The sequence below is a fragment of the Serratia sp. HNCC26DJ244 genome (assembly GCF_057180565.1).
In genome coordinates, this window is the sequence record NZ_JBXUGO010000020.1 from 18945 (window position 1) to 39990 (window position 21046).

12 protein-coding genes are annotated in these 21046 nt (G+C 51.1%); 10 read left to right on the forward strand and 2 right to left on the reverse strand.

What is annotated here, in order from left to right; all coding sequences use genetic code 11:
- The first annotated feature begins 7 nt into the window (after positions 1-7).
- The 8 genes from bcsB (at position 8) to rep (ending at position 15560) form a co-directional block, all read left to right on the forward strand.
- Positions 8-2320, forward strand: a complete 2313-nt coding sequence (bcsB, locus tag AC2A06_RS14975) for a cellulose biosynthesis cyclic di-GMP-binding regulatory protein BcsB (protein WP_484380801.1) — start codon at positions 8-10, stop codon at positions 2318-2320.
- Positions 2320-3438: a cellulose synthase complex periplasmic endoglucanase BcsZ gene (bcsZ, locus tag AC2A06_RS14980; protein WP_484380802.1), complete on the forward strand. Its 1119-nt coding sequence runs from the start codon at positions 2320-2322 to the stop codon at positions 3436-3438. The genes bcsB and bcsZ overlap by 1 nt, the downstream gene beginning before the upstream one ends.
- Entirely contained in the window at positions 3420-6887 is a 3468-nt protein-coding gene (gene bcsC, locus AC2A06_RS14985; protein WP_484380803.1) for a cellulose synthase complex outer membrane protein BcsC, read from the forward strand. Before bcsZ ends, bcsC begins: the two co-directional genes overlap by 19 nt.
- A gap of 149 nt (positions 6888-7036) precedes the next feature.
- The gene (locus AC2A06_RS14990; RefSeq protein ID WP_484380804.1) at positions 7037-8524 is read left to right on the forward strand and encodes an EAL domain-containing protein; all 1488 of its coding nucleotides are present in this window, start codon (positions 7037-7039) and stop codon (positions 8522-8524) included.
- A gap of 185 nt (positions 8525-8709) precedes the next feature.
- The gene (locus tag AC2A06_RS14995) at positions 8710-10089 is read left to right on the forward strand and encodes an SLC13 family permease (protein WP_023490489.1); all 1380 of its coding nucleotides are present in this window, start codon (positions 8710-8712) and stop codon (positions 10087-10089) included.
- 323 nt (positions 10090-10412) lie between these two features.
- Positions 10413-11699: a dicarboxylate/amino acid:cation symporter gene (locus AC2A06_RS15000; RefSeq protein WP_023490488.1), complete on the forward strand. Its 1287-nt coding sequence runs from the start codon at positions 10413-10415 to the stop codon at positions 11697-11699.
- A 225-nt stretch (positions 11700-11924) separates the two neighbouring features.
- Complete coding sequence (locus tag AC2A06_RS15005; RefSeq protein ID WP_484380805.1) at positions 11925-13421, forward strand: M16 family metallopeptidase; 1497 nt, start codon at positions 11925-11927, stop codon at positions 13419-13421.
- A gap of 117 nt (positions 13422-13538) precedes the next feature.
- The gene (rep, locus tag AC2A06_RS15010; protein WP_484380806.1) at positions 13539-15560 is read left to right on the forward strand and encodes a DNA helicase Rep; all 2022 of its coding nucleotides are present in this window, start codon (positions 13539-13541) and stop codon (positions 15558-15560) included.
- 46 nt (positions 15561-15606) lie between these two features.
- On the opposite strand, the gene ppx is transcribed toward rep, so the two are convergent.
- Together ppx and rhlB are read right to left on the reverse strand one after the other, a co-directional pair.
- Positions 15607-17100 carry an exopolyphosphatase gene (ppx, locus tag AC2A06_RS15015; RefSeq protein ID WP_484380807.1) on the reverse strand — a complete coding sequence of 498 codons (1494 nt, stop codon included), beginning with the start codon at positions 17098-17100 and terminating at the stop codon, positions 15607-15609.
- Positions 17101-17109: 9 nt separating this feature from the next.
- The gene (gene rhlB, locus AC2A06_RS15020; RefSeq protein ID WP_023490484.1) at positions 17110-18396 is read right to left on the reverse strand and encodes an ATP-dependent RNA helicase RhlB; all 1287 of its coding nucleotides are present in this window, start codon (positions 18394-18396) and stop codon (positions 17110-17112) included.
- 254 nt (positions 18397-18650) lie between these two features.
- On the opposite strand from rhlB, the gene trxA reads away from it, so the two are divergent.
- Positions 18651-18977, forward strand: a complete 327-nt coding sequence (gene trxA, locus AC2A06_RS15025; protein WP_023492843.1) for a thioredoxin TrxA — start codon at positions 18651-18653, stop codon at positions 18975-18977.
- Between the two features lie 544 nt (positions 18978-19521).
- Positions 19522-20781, forward strand: a complete 1260-nt coding sequence (rho, locus tag AC2A06_RS15030) for a transcription termination factor Rho (RefSeq protein ID WP_021181558.1) — start codon at positions 19522-19524, stop codon at positions 20779-20781.
- Positions 20782-21046 lie beyond the last annotated feature (265 nt).

Genomic DNA, 21046 nt, shown 5'->3' on the forward strand with positions numbered 1-21046 from the left:
TGAGACGATGACAAAAAAAATAAATTGGTTCACCGCATTGGCCTTAGGCATGAGTACATTGTCTCTGGCTGAAACTGTCACTGCACCTACCCTGACGGAGCAACCGCCAGTCACCACGACGGTGGTAGGGGATGCGGCCATCATTCCGATGAGTGCATCCATCACACCTGCACCCAATGTGCCAGTCCGTGATGCGAAACTCTTGTTTGCCGATGTCGCCCCACCGCCGGGAACATTTGCCCTACAAGGGACTCGTCCTGAAGGGCTGATTGAGTTTGGTGTGCGCAGTGATGAAGTGGTTTCACAGGCGATGCTGGATCTGGAGTTTACCCCTTCTCCTACACTGCTTCCGCTGGAGTCGCAGGTAAAAGTCTATCTGAATGATGAGTTGATGGGGGTTGTTGCGATTGCCAAAGAGCAAATGGGTAAGTCTAATCGTATCCAGATGCCTATTGACCCGCGTTATATCACCGATTTTAACCGTATACGCTTAGAGTTTCTCGGCCGTTATCAAGGCTCTTGTAAAAATTTGGCGAATACTTCGTTATGGTTGGATGTGAGTCAAGCTAGCTCGCTGAACCTGCGTTTTCAGACCTTGCCACTGGACAATGAGCTTTCTCATTTCCCGCTACCGTTCTTCGACAGCCGGGATAATCGGCCATTAACCCTGCCGATGGTCTTTGCCAGCCAACCCGATTTGGCGCAACAACGTGCTGCCGGGATCCTCGCCTCCTGGTTTGGTGCCAAGGCGCAGTGGCGCGGTCAATCATTCCCGACGTTGTTTAATCAGTTACCTGATCAGCACGGGATTGTTTTTGCCACCAATCAACAGCGCCCGGATTTCTTGAAAGATTTGCCGGCGGTGAATGGCCCTACGGTGGAGATGATTAATCACCCGGATAATCCTTATGTGAAATTGTTGCTGGTACTGGGGCGTGATGACAATGATTTGATTACGGCGGCGCAAGGCATTGCTCAGGGCAGTATTTTGTTTCGTGGCCAGAGTCTGACGGTGGATAAAGTAGAGCAACTGCTCCCGCGTCAGCCTTATGATGCACCAAACTGGGTGCGAACGGATCGGCCAGTGAAATTCAGTGAATTACAGCAATTTGCAACTCAGCTTCAGACTGCTGGCCTTGAGCCAGGGCCAATCACCCTGTCACTCAGTTTGCCACCTGACCTGTACCTGCTTCAAAGCAGTGGCATTGAGATGCAACTGAAATATCGCTATACACCGCCATCACTTCAAAATGGTTCGCGCCTGGATATCAGTATCAATAACCAATTTGTCCAGTCCTATCCCCTATTATCCGAAAACAAACAGGGTTCGCAGCTATTACGTTTACCACTATCGCAGGGGCTGACTGATAACGCTAAGGAGGTCAGTATCCCGGCACTGAAACTGGGAGCGACCAATCAACTGCGTTTTGACTTCGATTACCTGACGTTGTTGTCCAGTGGTGAAGAAGGTCGTTGTGAAAATTATTCGTTGGTGTTGAACCGTGCGGTGATCGATGGTGACTCAACCATCGACTTTTCTGGTCATCACCACTTTATTGCCATGCCTGACTTACGTGCCTTCGCCAATGGCGGTTTCCCGTTCAGCCGTTTGGCTGATTTATCACAGACCTTGATACTGGTGAACAAACAGCCGCAGCCTGCACAGGTCAGTGCATTGCTTAATGCGTTAGGCAATATCGGGGCGCAAACCGGTTACCCGGCATTGGCCTTTACATTGGCCGATGACTGGTCACAAGCCAAAGATAAGGATGCCGATATTCTGCTGATTGGTACCATTCCACCAGAACTGCGGGATGACAGCAAAATCAATCTGTTGGTGGACGCCACCTTGAGCTGGGTAAAAAGCCCGGTACGTCAGTTACCGCTGTCAGAGATGGCGATACAACAGGGTGATGTGGCAGCTGAGAGCAAAACCACCATTAGTTCATCCAGTGCCATGTCGGCAATTATTGGCGTGCAATCCCCGTTCCATGCTCAACGTAGCATTGTGGCTTTGCTGGCGGACAGCCCGCGCGGTTATGAATTATTAAACAATGCGCTGCTCGACAGTGGCAAACGTGATGCGGTATTGGGTTCGGTGGCGGTGATCCGTGAGTCGGGCGTCAATAGTCTACGTGTCGGCGATATTTACTATGTGGGCCATTTGCCATGGTGGCAGCGCATTTGGTATGCCCTGTCGACACACCCCATATTGCTGGCTGTGATGGCGGCCATTGTGGTGATCATCGTGGCGCTGTTGCTGCGGCGTGGTTTGAGGGCTTTCAGCCGTCGTCGTTTGGCACCTGAAGATAGGGATTGATGGCCATGACGGGAGGTTGCCTGCAACGTCTGCTGTCTGGTGTATTGCTGCTGTGTGCCGTCAACACAGCAACCGCCTGTGAATGGCCGGCCTGGCAGCAATACCGGCAGTTTTATATCAGCGATGATGGGCGGGTGATTGATCCCAGTAGCCCAAATCTGGTGACTACCTCAGAAGGGCAAAGCTACGCCATGTTCTTTGCTCTGGTGGCTAATGATCGGGCAACGTTCGATAAACTGCTGAAATGGACGGAAAACAACCTGTCTGCTGGCTCCCTGACGGCCCATCTGCCGGCCTGGTTGTGGGGGAAGAACGATCAAAATCATTGGCAGGTGTTGGATAGTAATTCCGCGTCGGATGCGGATTTGTGGCTGGCTTATGACCTGCTGGAGGCCGGGCGCTTGTGGAAAAACCATCATTACCAACGTATGGGCAGGTTACTGCTGCAACGGGTTGCTGGTGAAGAGGTGGCAGATATTCCCGGTTTGGGGAAGATGCTGTTACCGGGCAAGGTGGGTTTTGTCGCTGAAGAACGTTGGCGGCTCAATCCCAGTTATTTACCGCCACAACTCCTGGCACGTTTTGCTCGCTTTAATGGGCCCTGGAAAGCGATGAAGAAAAGTAACCAGCGCTTGTTGTTGGAGACTGCGCCACAGGGTTTTTCACCCGATTGGGTGATTTGGCAAGCTGACAAAGGTTGGCAAGCGGATGAGGTTAATCCCAATATGGGCAGTTATAACGCTATCCGCGTTTATCTCTGGGCGGGCATGTTGGCAGATGAAGACCCGCATAAAGTGGCACTAGTGAAACAATTCCAGCCGATGGTGCAGATGACCACCCAGCTTGGTGTGCCACCCGAGGAAACGGATACCGCTACGGGTAAAACCACGGGTTATGGCCCGGTTGGCTTCTCTGCCGCGCTACTCCCGCTGTTAGCCACCCAGCCTGCGGTACTGGCTCAACAACGCCAGCGTCTAGCGGATCCATTACCGAGTGATGCCTACTTTAGTGCTTCTTTGATTCTGTTTGGCCAGGGTTGGGATCAACAACGTTATCGTTTTAATCGTCAGGGTGAACTTCTACCCTCTTGGGGCAGCAAATGCGTAACTACAGACTAGGCTGGCTGAGCCTATTACCGTTAAGCCTGGCCCTATTGCCGCAGGTGCAGAGCGCGGAAACTGTTGCGCCTGAGCAGTGGCTGCTGGAGCAGGTACGTATCGGCGAAGCGAGTAATAAAGATGATTTGGTCAGTCAGTCACTTTACCGTCTTGAGCTGATGGCGCCGGATAATCCGGAGGTGATCGCCGCACGTGTACGTTTGGCATTGCGCCAGGGTAATCAGGCATTGGCGCAGCAATTGCTGACTAAACTGAAACAGGCGGCACCACAATCTGCGGTTTACCACCAGGCAGAAATCAGCCTATTGATGACCCAGCCGGAAATGCGTCAGAAGTTGCAACAGGCGCGTTTGTTGGCCACAGCCGGTCATTTGCAGGAAGCCAAAGCCCAATACGATCAGCTATTTAATGGCCCCCCACCCACACTCGATCTGGCAACGGAGTATTGGCGGCTGGTGGCTAGGTTACCCGGCCAGGAACCCGTGGCGATACAGCAGTTACAGGCACTGGACCAGCAATATCCCAACAATATAACTCTGCGTATGGCGTTGGCGCAGATGCAGTTTAGCCAAGGGCAGGATGCGCAGGCTTATGAGCTATTGCAGCAAGTTGCCGCTGACCCTAATGGGCGTTCTTTCGCTGCCGATTTGTGGTTGGCGAAAGCCAAAGAAATGCCCGTCAGCTCACAGAGTGTGCTGGTGTTAAAACGCTTTATCGAGGTTTTTGCTGGCAGTGAGCAGGCGGTTAGTGCACAACCAGAGTTAGCCCGGCAACAGGCCTTGCTGGCGGACCCTGCCTATCAGGCACGGGTAACCGGTTTGGCGCAGGTGGAGAAAGGCGCCAGTAGCACGGCGATCCCGGAGCTGAAAAAGGCGTTATCCAGCAGCCCCAATGATGCTGAAGTACTGGGTGCTCTGGGGCTGGCTTATTCCCGTGCGGGTGACCGGCCACAAGCTTTGCGCCTGTTTGAGCAGGCGGCGAAAGTAGAGGGTAACAATAATAGCGACAAATGGCAGAGCCTGATCAAGAGCACCCGTTACTGGATAACGGTGGATGAGGGTGACAAGGCACTGAAAGCCAATAATCTGCCGCTGGCACAGCAAAAATATCAGCAGGCACGGCAGATTGATCAGAGTGATAATTATGCGTTGATTGGCTTGGGTGATGTGGCGGTGGCTGAAAAAGACGATAGCCGCGCAGAGCGCTATTATCAGCAGGCGTTGCGTTTGGACCCGGCGAGTGAGAGTGCTATACGGGGGGTGGTTAATATTTATCAACGGCAGTCTCCGCAAAAGGCGTTGGACTATCTTAATCGTCTGCCCCGAGAGCAACAGACCAAGGTGAGTGGCATCTTTGATGAACTGCAATTGGACATGTTGAAACAGCAGGCGGATGAGCTGGTGCAGCAGCAGCAGTGGTCACAGGCGATAGAAAAATATCAGCAAGCCTATCAGAAAGCGCCAGACGATATCTGGCTGACTTACCGCTATGCGCAAGCGCTGCGCCAGATGGGGCAACAGCAGCCAGCCGATACGCTGTTTCACCGCTTAGTACAGCAGCACCCTAATGATCCACAACAGATTTATGCCTATGCGCTCTATTTGTCGAGTAGTGATCGCGATACCCAGGCGTTGGCACATCTGAACAGGTTACCCCAAGCGCAGTGGGACGATAATATGCGCGAAATGGCGCAACGGTTACAGATGCAGACGGTGCTGGATCATGCCGAGAAACTTCGTACCGCCGGTAATGAACCTGCGGCGATGGCCTATCTTAGTCAACAGCCAACAGAGAGTCGCATCAAACTGACCCTGGCAGATTGGGCGCAGCAAAGAGAGGCTTATGATGAAGCGCTGGCGAGTTATCAATGGGTTCTGGAGCGAGACCCCAATAATCCGGATGCTCGCCTGGGTGAAATTGAATCCTATGTGGCGCAAGGCAAACTCAGCCAGGCGCGGCAGAAATTGCAAGCGACTCCACCGATAGCCGATGACTCAATTAATACTCAGCGTCAGGTTGCCAATGCCTGGGCGGCGGTGGGAGAGCCGCAAACCGCACTGGATATTTTTACGCGGCTGAAAACGGCTGCCCAGCAACAGCCAAACGGGCAGGAGAAAGCCTTGCTATACCGTGATGTGGCGCGGCTTGAACAGACTCAGCAGTGGCCAGAAGCGGCAAAACTGGATTACCAGCAGGCGATGGTCGCCAGCGGCATCACGCCAACGGTGCCAGAGGACAATGACAGTTACACGCGTTTGACACGTAGCAATGCCACCGACGATTGGTTAAAACGTGGCATTCGCTCCGATGCAGCCGACCTTTATCGTCAGCAGGATGTTAAGGTCACGCTCGATCATGACTACTGGCATTCAAGCGGGACTGGGGGGATCTCGAATTTTCAGGCACACGACACCATGCTACAGGTGGATATGCCACTGTATGATGGCCGTGCTTTCTTGCGTACCGATATTGTGCAGTTAGGAGCTGGAACTTTTGATACCAATAATGGCAGCCACTTTGAAACCTTTGGTACGTGTAATACCGTAGGTTGCAGCAGTGATCTACGTCAGGACGCTACCGGTACCAGTGTGGCAGCGGGTTGGGAAAACGACCACTGGCAAGCGGATATCGGTACTACCCCACTGGGGTTTGATGTGGTCGATTGGGTGGGCGGTGTCGCCTACAGTGGTGACTGGAATAATATTGGCTGGACGTTGGGCGCATCACGACGGCCGATGGCCAGTTCGTTGCTGGCTTTTGGCGGGACCCGTGATCCTAATACCGGTATTACCTGGGGTGGCGTGCGGGCAACAGGAATCTACTTGAGTGGCAGTTATGACCGGGGTGGCGATCATGGCGTATGGGCGGATGTTAGCGCTCATCAACTCACCGGACAAAATGTGGAGAATAACCAGCGTCAACGCTTGATGGCGGGTTATTACTATAAAGTGATCAATGAAGATAACCGCCGGCTCTCCATTGGGTTGAGTAGCACGTTATTGCACTATCAGAAGGATTTGAGTGGCTACTCTTTGGGGCAAGGGGGCTATTATAGCCCGCAAGAGTCTATGTCATTGTCGGTGCCGATAAATTACCGCCAGCGTACCGAAAACTGGTCATGGGAACTGGGGGGGGGCGTGTCGATTTCCCATACTAAAACCGATGATCAGCGACGTTATCCCTTACAGGGATTGATCCCTGATTCGCTGCCAGATAAAGCGGCGATAGAAAGCGGCAGTACCTCTTCCGGTATCGGTTACACACTGCGGGCAATTATCGAACGCCGCTTGAGCTCTCATTGGACGGCGGGGGCGGGGATTGATATTCAACAGGCAAAAGATTATACACCGAGCCATATGTTGCTCTATTTACGTTACTCGTTTGATGGCTGGCAGGGTGATCTCGATATGCCACCGCAACCACTGACACCTTACGCTGACTTTAAGTAGAATATTGGGTGTGTCATCTAGCGGGTAGTTTTGCTACCCTGTGGTTAATTTACACCCACGTGTATTAATCAGCCGAGCCATTGGGTGCTGCCAATACCATTATCGCTTGGATAATGATTCGGCATGAAATTGAATAGTGGAGAACGGGTTTGCGTGTCAGGCGTTCATTAACAATCAAGCAGATGGCGACGGTGTCGGGTATAGCGCTGGTGACATTTTGCATTTTTATCATCATTCAGCTGTTCCATTTAGTACAGCAGCAGCGGGTTGATTATAGCCAGCAGATGGAAAGTATCGCTGACTCGGTGCATAAACCCTTGGCACAGGCGGTGCTGCGTATGGATATGCCGGAAACCCAAAATTTGCTTAATACACTGCCGCCAATCGGTATTCTCTCTCGGGCAGATATTGTGTTGCCCAATCAGTTTCAGGTTCAACATGCTGATTTCACCGCTCAGCGCCCGGTCCCCGCTCTGGTGATGCGTATTTTTGACTTGCCAATACAGGTCTCAATGCCGCTTTATTCCTCGGAGCCGATTACTGCCAATAGTCAGCCATTAGCTTATCTGGTACTCCAGGTTGATTCATACCGGATGTATCAGTTTATCCTCAGTACGCTGTCTATGATGTTGTCGACTTATCTTTTACTTACCCTAATTTTGTCCGTTGCTATTACCTGGTGTATTAACCGGTTGTTGGTGCACCCGTTGCGTGCCATGGTCCGTGAGTTGGAAAATGTTCCGCAAGAGGCGTTGCTTTACCACCAACTGATGTTACCCGCCCAACATCACGATGATGAGTTAGGGGCGCTGGTGCGTAATTATAATCGCAACCAGCAGGCGATGGTTAAGGCGCATCTGGCGAGTTCCCGCAATGCCATGACATCTGGACTCGATTCATTGTTGTTGACTGCGCCGTTTGAGCAGCGTCGGTTTGCCTTGTTTTTACAATCCCAATGGGATATGCAGACCCAGCAAGTGATCGCTGCGGAAGTTTTTCCCTATTGGTTGCAGGATGACACGGCTATCTTGCCAGCAGCGCTGTTACCATTGGTCGAAGGTCGGGGGATGATAGTTCCCATTGGCAACTGGATGCTGGCTGAATCGTGCCGCATTTTGGCTAACTGGCAAGCCAAGGAGATTAACCTGCCGCTGGCGGTGAAAGTCTCGGCACTGCAGTTACAGCAGCCGGAGTTTGTCCCCCTCCTGAAGCAGCAGTTGACAAAATGTTCAATTAATCCAGGCAAACTGTGGTTGGAAATCACCGCAACGGCGTGTAATAACGATGTTGACGCCACTCAAGCGCAACTGAGCTCTCTGCGTGAGCTGGGGGTGGGGGTGGTACTGGTGGTTATCGATGCGACCAATGTCAGCAGCCTTAAGCATTTGCCATGGGATTCGATTAAAATCGCCGCTGAGGTTATTGCTGGTGTGCCAGAGTATCAGGCAATGACACAGACTGTGAGTCGTGTTGCTGCTGAGTTTCACCAACCGATGATGGCGGAGGGGGTTGCCACTGGGGCGCAACGGGAATGGCTACTGCAACAGGGGATTCGCCGTGGTCAGGGGCCGCTGTTTGGTCAGTTGCTGCCAAAGGAAGAGTTTGAACAGCGCTTTTTTGGTGTAAAAAAACTGTGATCTTGTTGGTAAAAAAGCGGCCAAATCTGTTTTCAATGTGTTAATGCTCACATATATCATAACTTTATATCAACAGAGTCGTTCATTGCCTTTATCCTATCGCCAATTTTAATGGCTCATGTCGAATTTTATCCCCCACTTTATGAAATTTGCTGAACTTGGGTATCTAATTTAGGGAACTTTTTATGGCTGATCTACCACTTAAACCTTCCACCTCTTCACCAGCGATTCGACGAGGCCTGTTTATTCTGGCTGCCGATCTTTTGTTGTTTGTGGTGTTGCTGCAAACTTTGCCATTTAATGCCCAAGAGAATATGGGGCTGGCCTTGTTGGTATTTATCGGTATTTTGTGGCTGACTGAGGCGATACATATCACCATTACTGCGCTCTTGGTACCGATTATGGCGATCGGGATGGGGATCATGAATGTGGATAAGGCACTGGCGTCTTTTGCCAACCCCACCATTTTCCTGTTCTTCGGTGGTTTTGCGCTGGCTACTGCATTGCATATTCAGAAGATTGATCGGTTGATTGCCAATCGGCTGCTGCTGCTAGCTCGTGGCCGGATGTTGGTGGCTGCCTTGATGTTATTTGCTACTACGGCAGCACTTTCCATGTGGATCAGTAATACGGCGACGGCGGCCATGATGTTGCCGCTGGCGATGGGGATTTTGTCGAATCTTGACCGGGAGCGGGAACATAACACTTACGTTTTCCTGTTGTTAGGGATTGCTTACAGCGCCAGTATCGGTGGGCTTGGCACCATGGTTGGCAGCCCACCCAATGCTATTGCTGCCGCCCAGCTTGGGCTGGATTTTATGGGTTGGATGAAGTTTGGTATTCCGGTGATGCTGGTATTGATGCCGCTGATGGTAGGCACGCTCTATCTGATGTTGCGCCCCAGCCTGAACCACCAGTTCAGCATTAGCCTGGAAGAGTTCACCTGGAGCCCGTCACGTAAGATCACCCTGGGTATTTTTTTGCTTACCGTGGTGTGCTGGATTTTTAGTAGCTACATCAGTGCGGTTTTAGGGGGAATAAAACAGTTTGATACCGTGGTTGCGGTCGCGGCAGTGATCCTGATCGGTATCAGTGGGGTTGCCAGTTGGGCGCAAATCCAGCAGAACACCGAATGGGGCGTCTTGATGTTGTTCGGCGGTGGTTTGACGCTGAGTGTGATCTTGAGAGATACCGGTGCCAGTAAAGTAATGGCAGAAGGTATGGCGACTCTGTTTGGCAGCAGCCACTGGTTTATTATTATTCTGGCCGTTGCGGTATTTATTATCTTCCTGACTGAGTTTACCAGCAATACCGCCAGTGCTGCGCTGTTGGTACCGATCTTTGCCACCGTTGCCGAAGCCCTGGGGATGCCCCCAGCACTGTTGACCATTGTGATCGGTATTGGGGCTTCCTGCGCCTTTATGCTACCGGTCGCCACGCCGCCCAATGCCATTGTTTATGGTACCGGGATGATACGCCAGAGTGAGATGGTCAAAGTCGGTTTCTGGCTCAATATTATATGTGTGCTGGTTGTCACCCTGTTCGCCTGGTTCGTCTGGCGTTGAGTTGTCGGGCAGCGCGGATTGCCTGCCCTGATCACAGGACGTACATCGCTGTGCGTCCTTATTATCTTCAGTAGATATCTGTATCAATCGCGGTGTTCCTGCCAAATGTCAGGCCGAGTAATCAGGCAACCTTTCCCACCACTTGAATTACCACAGTGAAAAACTGATTCGTTTCATCTCTTAAAATTTACTAATAACTATTTAGGGTGAACAACAAATTATTTCCATGTTGTTATTGCAGTGTTATTTTTGCGCGTGCGATGAACAGTGTAGACGAGTGAATGCCTACCTATCGCACCGTTTCCCCCCTAAGGATGTTGAAAATGAAAAAACAATTCTATAAAAGCCTTTATTTTCAAGTGTTAACTGCAATTACGTTAGGTGTCTTGCTCGGCCATTTCTACCCTGATCTTGGTGCTCAGATGAAACCGTTGGGTGATGGGTTTGTTAAATTAATTAAAATGATTATCGCCCCAGTGATCTTCTGTACCGTCGTGACTGGTATCGCAGGTATGGAGAGCATGAAAGCGGTGGGCCGTACCGGCGCGATTGCGCTGTTGTACTTTGAAATTGTCAGTACTATTGCGCTATTGATCGGGCTGGTGATTGTGAATGTGGTACAACCGGGGGTGGGAATGAACGTTAACCCCGGTACACTGGATGCCAAATCGGTGGCGGTGTATGTCCAACAGGGGGCCGAACAGGGGATTGTCCCGTTCCTGCTGGATATTATTCCCGGCAGTGTGATTGGTGCGTTTGCCAGTGGCAATATCTTGCAGATATTACTGTTTGCCGTGTTATTCGGTTTTGCACTCCATCACTTGGGTGAAAAGGGGCAACTGATCTTTAACGTGATCGAAAGTTTCTCGCGCGTGATCTTTGGCATCATCAATATGATCATGCGTCTGGCACCGATAGGGGCGTTCGGTGCCATGGCATTCACTATCGGTAAGTATGGTGTGGGCACACTGGTACAACTTGGGCAATTGATCATCTGTTTCTATATTACCTGTGTGCTTTTTGTGGTGGTGGTGCTGGGCTCGATTGCCCGTTACACCGGTTTCAATATCTTCAAATTTATTCGTTATATCAAAGAAGAACTGCTGATTGTGCTGGGAACCTCTTCTTCCGAATCGGTACTCCCCCGCATGTTGGATAAAATGGAGAAGTTGGGGTGCAAGAAATCGGTAGTGGGGTTAGTGATCCCGACTGGTTACTCCTTCAACCTTGATGGCACCTCAATCTACCTGACCATGGCCGCGGTATTTATCGCTCAGGCAACCAATACCCAGATGGATATCATTCATCAGGTGACATTGCTGGTGGTGTTATTGCTCTCTTCCAAGGGGGCGGCGGGCGTCACGGGCAGCGGTTTTATTGTGTTGGCCGCTACTATTTCGGCAGTGGGGCATTTACCCCTGGCGGGTTTGGCGCTGATTCTGGGAATAGACCGTTTTATGTCAGAAGCACGCGCATTGACCAATCTGGTGGGTAATGGTGTGGCGACGGTGGTGGTGGCTAAATGGTGCAAGCAACTTGACCAGCAGCAACTGAATCACGAACTTAACAACCCGGTAGCTCAACCAGAGCCAGTCAAGTCCACTCTCTGATTTTTCCTCGCTAGACCCCGGTTCATTCAAGTTGCAGCTTACCCCCTGCAGCTTGAGTGACAACAAAGTAGAGGTTATTTTTCACATTGCTAAGTAACATCCATCAATATGCGTGGTCTAACAACGTGGTACACTTTGTGCCTTGTGAAATTCAGGGCACAGCGACCCAGGTTATTCGATTGAAATCTGTATAAAAATTTGAAAAGTGATCAAGTAGGGGTTTACATGCAGGGTACCAGAATTCGTCTTTTAGTGGGTGGGCTGTTGTTGGTTGCGGCCAATAGTTGCGCGCTGGCTGAAGCACTACAACCGGATCCCGCCTGGCAGCAAGGGCAATTGGAAAATGGGTTTTCCTGGCAGATCCTTGATACACCACAGCGCCCGAGTGATCGGGTTGAATTGCGGCTGATGGTCAATACCGGCTCGCTGGTGGAGTCTTCCCAACAAGTGGGTTTTGCTCACCTGTTACCGCGTATTGCCGTGACGCGTAGCGAGAGTTTTACCCCGCCTCAGTTACGTTCGTTGTTACAGCAAGGCGTGGATAGTGACAAGCCATTCCCCCCCGCGATTAGTTCTTATGATTTCACCGTTTATAACCTGAGCCTGCCGAATAACCGCCCGGATCTGCTTAAAGAGGCGTTGGCCTGGCTTGCGGATACCACCGGTAAACTAGCGATAGACCAGCAAACTGTGGATGCGGTGATCAATAGCGATATGGATCCCATTGGCACCTACCCGCTGAATCCGCAAGATTCTTGGTGGCGTTATCGGCTGAAAGGTTCAACACTGTTGGCGCATGACCCAGGGCAACCGATTAAGCGGCCCGTAGATATTGAACAACTGAAGACATTTTACCAACAGTGGTATACCCCTGATGCCATGACGCTATACATCGTCGGTAAGGTGGATAGCCGCAGTTTGAGTGAACAGATCAATAAGGCTTTCTCGTCACTTAGTGGCAAACGCGAGACACCTGCCACCATGCCAACGTTAGCTGCGTTACCTGTCGATCCGGTCAGTTTCCCGAGCGATCAGGTGAAGCAGAGTACGCTGTCAATTATGTGGGATACCCCTTGGCATCCTATTCGTGATTCGCAAAGCCTGAATCGTTACTGGCGTAGTGATATCGCCCGTGAAGCCTTGTTCTGGCATATTCAGCAGGTGTTGCAGAAGAACGGGCAGAAAAATATTCAACTAGGGTTTGATTGTCGCGTACTGTATCAACGGGCTCAGTGTGCAATCCATCTCAACTCCCCTAACAGTGACCTGAACAACAGCTTGGCGGTGATTGCCCGCGAATTGGCCAATGTGCGTAAAAATGGTTTCTCTGCGCAGGAATTCACGGCATTGCAGGGGCTGAAGGCGGAACAGCTCAACAAACTGTTTACCACCTATGCGCGCACCGATACTGATGTGTTGATGAACCAACGCTTGCGTTCACAGCAAAGCGGTGTGGTGGATATCCCTCCTGAGCAGTACCAACAGTTGCGCCAGGCGTTTTTGGCTTCATTAACGCTGGAAGCGCTCAATCAGGAACTGAAACTGCAATTGTCGCAAGATGCCACCTTGGTGTTGCTGCAACCCAAGGGGGAGCCGGAAATGAACATGAAGCAGTTGCAGGACATTTACAATGGCATCATGACACCGGGTCAAGTGCCCCATGAAGAGGTCAAACCGGTCGAAGCCGTGAAAGCGACCGCCGCAGAAACCCACCTGCAGTAATCTATACTCATGCAGGCTGCAGGGGATATTCTTGCAGCTTGCATGATGACTAATCGCCATCTTGCCGCTCCTTTCTGCTACAATTTCGCCCCCAATCATCTTGAGCAATAAGTCATCATGCGATTAAACCCCAGCCAACAACACGCAGTGGAGTTCGTTACCGGACCTTGTCTGGTGCTGGCCGGTGCCGGTTCCGGCAAGACGCGTGTGATCACCAATAAAATCGCCCATTTGATCCAGCAATGTGGTTATCAGGCCCGGCAAATTGTGGCGGTGACCTTCACCAACAAAGCCGCGCGGGAGATGAAAGAGCGCGTGGCACACACCATGGCACGCAAAGAGGCCCGTGGCCTGATCATCTCGACGTTCCACACGTTAGGGCTTGAGGTGATCAAACGCGAATATGCCGCTTTGGGGATGAAATCCAACTTCTCGTTGTTTGATGATCAGGATCAGTTGGCGCTATTGAAAGAACTGACTGAGAAATGGCTGGAAAATGACAAAACGCTGGTGGCGCAGCTTATTTCCACCATATCCAACTGGAAGAATGACCTGGTGGACCCGACACAGGCCATGGGGTTGGCTCGCTCTGAGCGTGACAAGTTGTTTGCCCATTGCTATGGGTTGTATGAAACCCATATGAAGGCCTGTAACTTATTGGATTTTGACGATCTGATCCTGCTGCCGACCTTACTGTTACAGCGTAATCAGGAAGTACGCGAACGCTGGCAGAACAGAATCCGTTATCTGTTGGTGGATGAGTATCAGGATACCAACACCAGCCAGTATCAACTGGTGAAATTGCTGGTGGGTAACCGCGCGCGTTTTACCGTGGTGGGGGATGATGACCAGTCTATTTACTCTTGGCGTGGTGCCCGCCCACAAAATCTGGTGTTGCTGAAGGAGGATTTCCCCCAATTGCAGGTGATTAAACTGGAGCAAAACTACCGTTCCAGCGAACGTATCCTGAAAGCTGCCAATATCCTGATTGCCAATAATCCCCATGTGTTTGAAAAACGGCTTTTTTCCGAGTTGGGTTACGGCGAAGAACTGAAAGTGATCACCGCCAACAATGAAGATCATGAGGCGGAACGGGTGGTGGGTGAGCTGATTGCCCACCACTTTATCAAGAAGACCCACTACGGTGATTATGCCATTCTCTATCGAGGCAACCATCAGTCGCGGGTGTTTGAAAAAATGCTGATGCAAAACCGCATCCCGTACAAAATTTCAGGGGGCACTTCCTTCTTCTCGCGCCCCGAGATCAAGGATTTGCTGGCTTATCTGCGCGTGTTGACCAACCCCGATGATGACAGTGCCTTTTTGCGTATCGTCAACACCCCAAAGCGCGAGATTGGGCCGGCAACGCTGCAAAAATTGGGGGAGTGGGCCAACCAGCGCAATAAAAGCCTGTTCAACGCCAGTTTTGATCTCGGCTTGGGCCAACACTTGACTGGCCGTGGTTTGGAATCATTACAGCGCTTTACCCACTGGATGGCAGAAATAGCGCAAAGGGTGGAACGTGAACCACTGGTGGCGGTGCGTGATCTGCTCCGGGGCGTGGATTACGAAAGCTGGCTATTTGAAACATCCCCCAGCCCGAAAGCGGCTGAAATGCGCATGAAAAACGTCAACACGCTGTTTGGCTGGATGAGCGAAATGCTGGAAGGTAGCGAACTGGATGAGCCGATGACCCTGACCCAGGTGGTGACGCGCTTTACCCTGCGCGACATGATGGAGCGGGGGGAAGGTGATGAAGATCTGGATCAGGTACAACTGATGACGCTACATGCCTCCAAGGGGCTGGAATTCCCCTATGTGTTCCTGGTGGGGATGGAAGAGGGGCTGTTACCCCACCAGAGCAGCATTGATGAGGACAATATCGACGAAGAGCGCCGTCTGGCTTATGTCGGCATCACCCGCGCGCAGAAAGAGCTGATTTTTACTTTATGTCGTGAACGCCGCCAATACGGTGAGTTAGTGCGCCCAGAACCCAGCCGTTTCCTGTTGGAATTGCCACAGGATGATCTCGCCTGGGAGAGTGAGCGCAAAGTGCTGAGCCCACAAGAGCGAATGCAGAAAGGGCAAAGCCATTTGGCGAATGTGAAAGCGATGCTGGCGAAGGCCAAAGGGGGATAAAGTCAGGCGATAGTGAGTCAGCTTCTATTCTATCAGGCGATGCAAACTAATCTTGCTCATCCAATAATAGCGGCCAATGGGCATTGCCTTGCCAGCGGCTTTCTTGTTCCAGTGCTTCAGCGCCCAATGGGTGTTGGCCTAACCAGCCATGGGGCAAAATAACATGCAGCTCTTGCTGATTAGCCCGTAAGCGTACCGCAGGTAGGGTGTCGTCGCGGCGGCGGCTGGCAAAGATGATCGCTAGGCGCAGAATGCGACACAGATGCTGTGCCATCTCGGCGGGCACGGCGTTTTGTTGGCTTAACAGTGACAGGTCAAGAGCATCGCACTGGTTTTGCAACAAGGTGGCCAACAGCTTTTTCTGTGCTGGGGTAAAGCCGGGCAAATCAAGGTGGCGCACCAGATAGGCCGCGTGTTGTGGCGCTTGTTTAAAATCGACACTTAGGCCAATTTCATGGAGCAGGCAGGCCGCTTGCAGTAACTCACGGCAGCGAGTATCCAACGGCCATTGGTTGGCAGTCTGCAAACAGAAGTTCGCCGCCAACTGGTTCACGCGCTCACCCTGCTCGATATCCAGCAGATAACGGCGTTGCAAATTGCGCAGTGTCCGGCTGCGAATATCTTTGTCCACCGGTAAATGCAACATGCCGTACACTAAGCCTTCACGCAGTGCACCGCCTGCCAGCATCATGCTTTCAATGTTTAATTCTTGGAAAATAGCCAGCAGGATGGACAGGCCACTGGGGAATACCAGCGCACGCTCTAGCGTCAACCCTTCAATTTCCAGCTCTTCCAATTTGCCACATTGAATGGCGCGCTGTTTTAGTTGGCGTAGTTTGGGTAGGGTAATGCATTCGTCCATTCCCTGGGCAACCATAATTTCTTGCAGTGCCTGCACCGTGCCAGAGGCACCAACACAAATCTGCCAACCATGCTGCCGCAGTTGTGGCGCGATGGGGCGCACCATCTCACGGGCTGCCAACTCCGCCGCTTCAAAGTTATCCCGCTCCAGGTCGCGGTTACTGAAAAAACGCTCAAGCCAGGTAACGCACCCCATCGGCAGGCTATAAAGTTGATCTGCCTGCGCGGCGGTACCCACCACCAGTTCAGTACTGCCGCCGCCAATATCCACCACCAAGCGCTGTTCAGGCCCTCCGGTGGTATGGGCGACCCCGTGATAGATCAACCTTGCTTCTTCTTCGCCGGTGATCACTTGTATTGGGCAGCCGAGAATGGCTTCGGCGGTGTGTAGAAATTCGCTGGCATTGTTTGCCAGGCGCAACGTGGCGGTGGCCACCACGCGCATCTGTTCGCGTGGGATATCTTGTAAGCGTTCGGCAAATAACCGCAGGCACTGCCAGCCACGCTGTATCGCTTCTTGGGAGAGATGGTTGTTTTGGCCCAAGCCCGCCGCCAAGCGCACTTTACGCTTGATACGCGCCACGGTCTGGATACTGCCAGCCACCTCACGCACCACCAACATATGGAAACTGTTAGAACCTAGGTCGATGGCGGCATAGAGGGTGCTGGATGTGGGCATAGTGATTGGTCAGCTTGTGCGTTTACGGTGATTACGTGGCGCATTACCACGGCGGGGTGCACTACCACGGCGCTGGCCATTGCTGCCTCTTGGGCGCATTAGGCGCTTCGGTGCCGGCAAATCACTCATTAACGCCTCACTATTGTATTTACTCACCGGAATGCTGTGGCCGGTATAGGTCTCAATGGCGGGTAGGTTAAGAGCATACTCTTCACAGGCTAGGCTGATGGAGTGACCACTTTCCCCGGCGCGGCCAGTACGGCCAATACGGTGAACATAGTCTTCACAGTCATCCGGCAGATCGTAGTTGAATACATGGGTGACCAACGGGATATGCAAGCCACGGGCTGCTACATCGGTTGCCACCAGGATATCCAGGTTGCCCTTGGTGAAGTCATCAAGAATACGCAGGCGCTTTTTCTGCGCTACATCACCGGTCAATAAACCAACACGGTGACCATCAGCAGCCAGATGGCCCCAGATCTCTTCACAGCGGTGTTTGGTATTGGCGAAAATAATACAGCGATCAGGCCACTCTTCTTCAAGCAGTGTCTGCAACAGGCGCATTTTTTCTTCGTTGGAAGGGTAGAACAGCTCCTCTTTAATGCGGTGACCGGTTTTTTGCTCCGGCTCCACTTCCACATATTCGGCGTTGTTCATTTGTTCAAAGGCCAGTTCACGCACGCGATAGGACAAAGTGGCGGAAAAGAGCATATTCAGCCGTTGATTGACGCTAGGCATGCGGCGGAATAACCAACGAATATCCTTGATAAAGCCCAGATCGTACATCCGGTCAGCTTCATCAAGTACCACAACCTGGATTGCCCCCAGGTCAATATAGTTCTGCTTGGCATAATCAATTAAACGCCCGGTGGTGCCAACCAGGATATCTACCCCGTCTTGCAACACCTTCAACTGCTTATCGTAGCCATCACCCCCATAGGCCAAGCCCAGTTTCAGCCCGCTTGATTGTGACAGGGCTTCAGCATCGGCATGGATCTGTACCGCCAGTTCACGGGTGGGCGCCATGATCAAGGCTCGTGGCTGGTTGGTTTGGCGATCTTCTTTTGCCGGGTGAGTTAACAAATAGTGAAAAGTAGACGCTAAAAATGCCAGCGTCTTTCCGGTACCGGTTTGCGCCTGACCTGCAACGTCGCGCCCACTGAGAGTGAGCGGCAATGCTAACGCCTGAATGGGCGTGCAGTGGTAAAACCCTTTTTTCTCAAGGGCTTCAAGGACTAACGGGTGCAGGGCGAAGTCGGAAAACTTCTGTTCGGTCAAGTGTGTTTTGCTCATAGTGTGTTAGAATATCAGCTAACTGTTGCTTTACGAAAGCATATCCGTTGAAATAAACACGGTGAAATAGACCCAAGTGCATTCAAGCTGTCATCAGAAGGGCAGTATATACTCTGGTGAGCTGACATAAATAGTCAGTGCTCCGGGCGTATACACCTAGCCAACATTGGCAACTTGAATAGAGACGGGTATAAAATCGCCTGAGTTGGTTAATGCTACACCAACAAGGTAGACATGATCCTGTGGAGTAGAATATGAGCGATAAAATTATTCACCTGACTGACGATAGCTTTGATTCTGATGTGCTGAAAGCCGAAGGGCCAATCTTGGTCGATTTCTGGGCTGAATGGTGTGGTCCGTGCAAGATGATTGCCCCGATCCTGGATGAGATTGCTGAAGAATTCGCTGGCAAGCTGACTATTACCAAGCTGAACATTGATCAAAACCCGGCTACCGCCCCGAAGTATGGCATCCGTGGTATTCCTACGCTGTTGTTGTTCAAGAATGGTGAAGTGGCGGCGACTAAAGTGGGTGCGTTGTCCAAGAGTCAGCTCAAAGATTTTCTGAGCGCGAATCTGTAAGCGGGGGGCATACCCAGGTTCCATCAGAGGTTGCAGCCAATAGTGCTGTAGCTGACATGGCGTTGGGTATCTACCCAGTGCAGGCGTCTGGCAGCGGATTTACTGCTAGACGCCCGCCAAGAAGCGTGTTAAGTTTAACCACACTGCATATAGAACTTACCTGAAGTATTAAATCTAAAGAGTCTGAATCTAAGCTTTATGTCGAATCATCGGCCCTGTCATTTGACTGTGAATTTAGCCTACGTTTTGACAATCAAGCGGTTTTGCAAAATCAGTTTTTAAAGCACCTTTGATCATCAACTGCCAGTGCTTATGTCCCGTGTAAGGTGTTTCTTACCTCGATGTTTAATGGTTTTAGTGATCGACTGTGCAGTAACAGGCACGAATATCTAATGCATTTCAAGCTGTAGCAAAGCGGCAACCCAACCACCCTGAATGACTGTGTGAGTGAGTCCTGCCAGTTTGAAAAGCAACGGGTAAAATACGCTGCCATACCATTCACGTTACAAGTTCGAGATATACCCCGAGTTTAAGAACCTCTACTATGAATCTTACCGAATTAAAGAATACGCCGGTTTCTGAGTTGATTACTCTTGGCGAAAATATGGGGCTGGAAAACCTGGCCCGTTTGCGTAAACAGGACATTATCTTCTCTATACTTAAGCAACATGCGAAAAGTGGGGAAGATATCTTCGGCGATGGTGTGTTGGAGATACTGCAGGATGGGTTTGGTTTCCTCCGTTCTGGAGATAGTTCCTACCTCGCAGGCCCTGATGATATCTACGTTTCTCCCAGCCAAATCCGCCGTTTCAATCTCCGCACTGGTGACACCATTTCCGGTAAGATTCGTCCACCTAAAGAAGGTGAGCGCTATTTTGCCTTGTTGAAAGTGAATGAAGTCAACTACGACAAGCCGGAAAACGCCCGCAACAAGATCCTGTTCGAAAACCTGACACCGCTGCATGCTAACTCGCGTTTGCGTATGGAACGTGGCAATGGGTCTACTGAAGATCTCACTGCGCGGGTGCTGGATTTGGCAGCACCGATTGGCCGTGGTCAACGTGGTTTGATTGTCGCGCCACCCAAGGCCGGTAAGACCATGCTGCTGCAGAATATTGCCCAGAGCATTGCTTACAATCACCCCGATTGTGTGTTGATGGTGTTGCTGATCGACGAACGTCCGGAAGAAGTGACCGAGATGCAGCGCCTGGTGAAAGGTGAAGTGATCGCCTCTACGTTTGACGAGCCTGCTTCACGTCACGTACAAGTGGCGGAAATGGTGATCGAGAAGGCCAAGCGCTTGGTAGAACATAAAAAGGATGTGATCATTCTGCTTGATTCCATTACTCGTCTGGCACGCGCCTACAACACCGTGGTACCTGCTTCAGGCAAGGTGTTGACCGGTGGTGTGGATGCCAATGCCTTGCACCGTCCCAAGCGTTTCTTCGGTGCTGCACGTAACGTTGAAGAGGGCGGCAGCCTGACCATCATCGCTACGGCACTGGTTGATACCGGTTCTAAAATGGATGAAGTTATCTACGAAGAGTTTAAAGGTACCGGTAACATGGAACTGCACCTGGCACGTAAAATTGCCGAGAAGCGTGTCTTCCCTGCTATTGATTACAACCGTTCCGGTACCCGTAAAGAAGAGCTGCTTACCACTTCGGAAGAGCTGCAAAAAATGTGGATCCTGCGGAAAATCATTCATCCGATGGGTGAGATTGATGCAATGGAGTTCCTCATTAATAAATTGGCGATGACCAAAACCAATGATGAATTCTTCGATATGATGAAGCGTTCATGATTGGGTGAATAAAAAAGTTGTCGAACGCCATGCCTAGTCATGGCGTTTTTTGCTTTTGGCGGATACGATAAGCAAGAGTAATAACTAAGTGAGCAATCCTGATGACTTACTGAGACTTCGTCTTATTTGCACTTATCACCTTAAGGTGATGAGTGCAAATGTATGAAGACATGTCTATTGTCATAGGAATTGACTGAAAAGGTTGCTGGGTGATGATAGTGGTGCCATTTTTACTCATGCTAAGCTACCTTATCTTTTTTTAGAG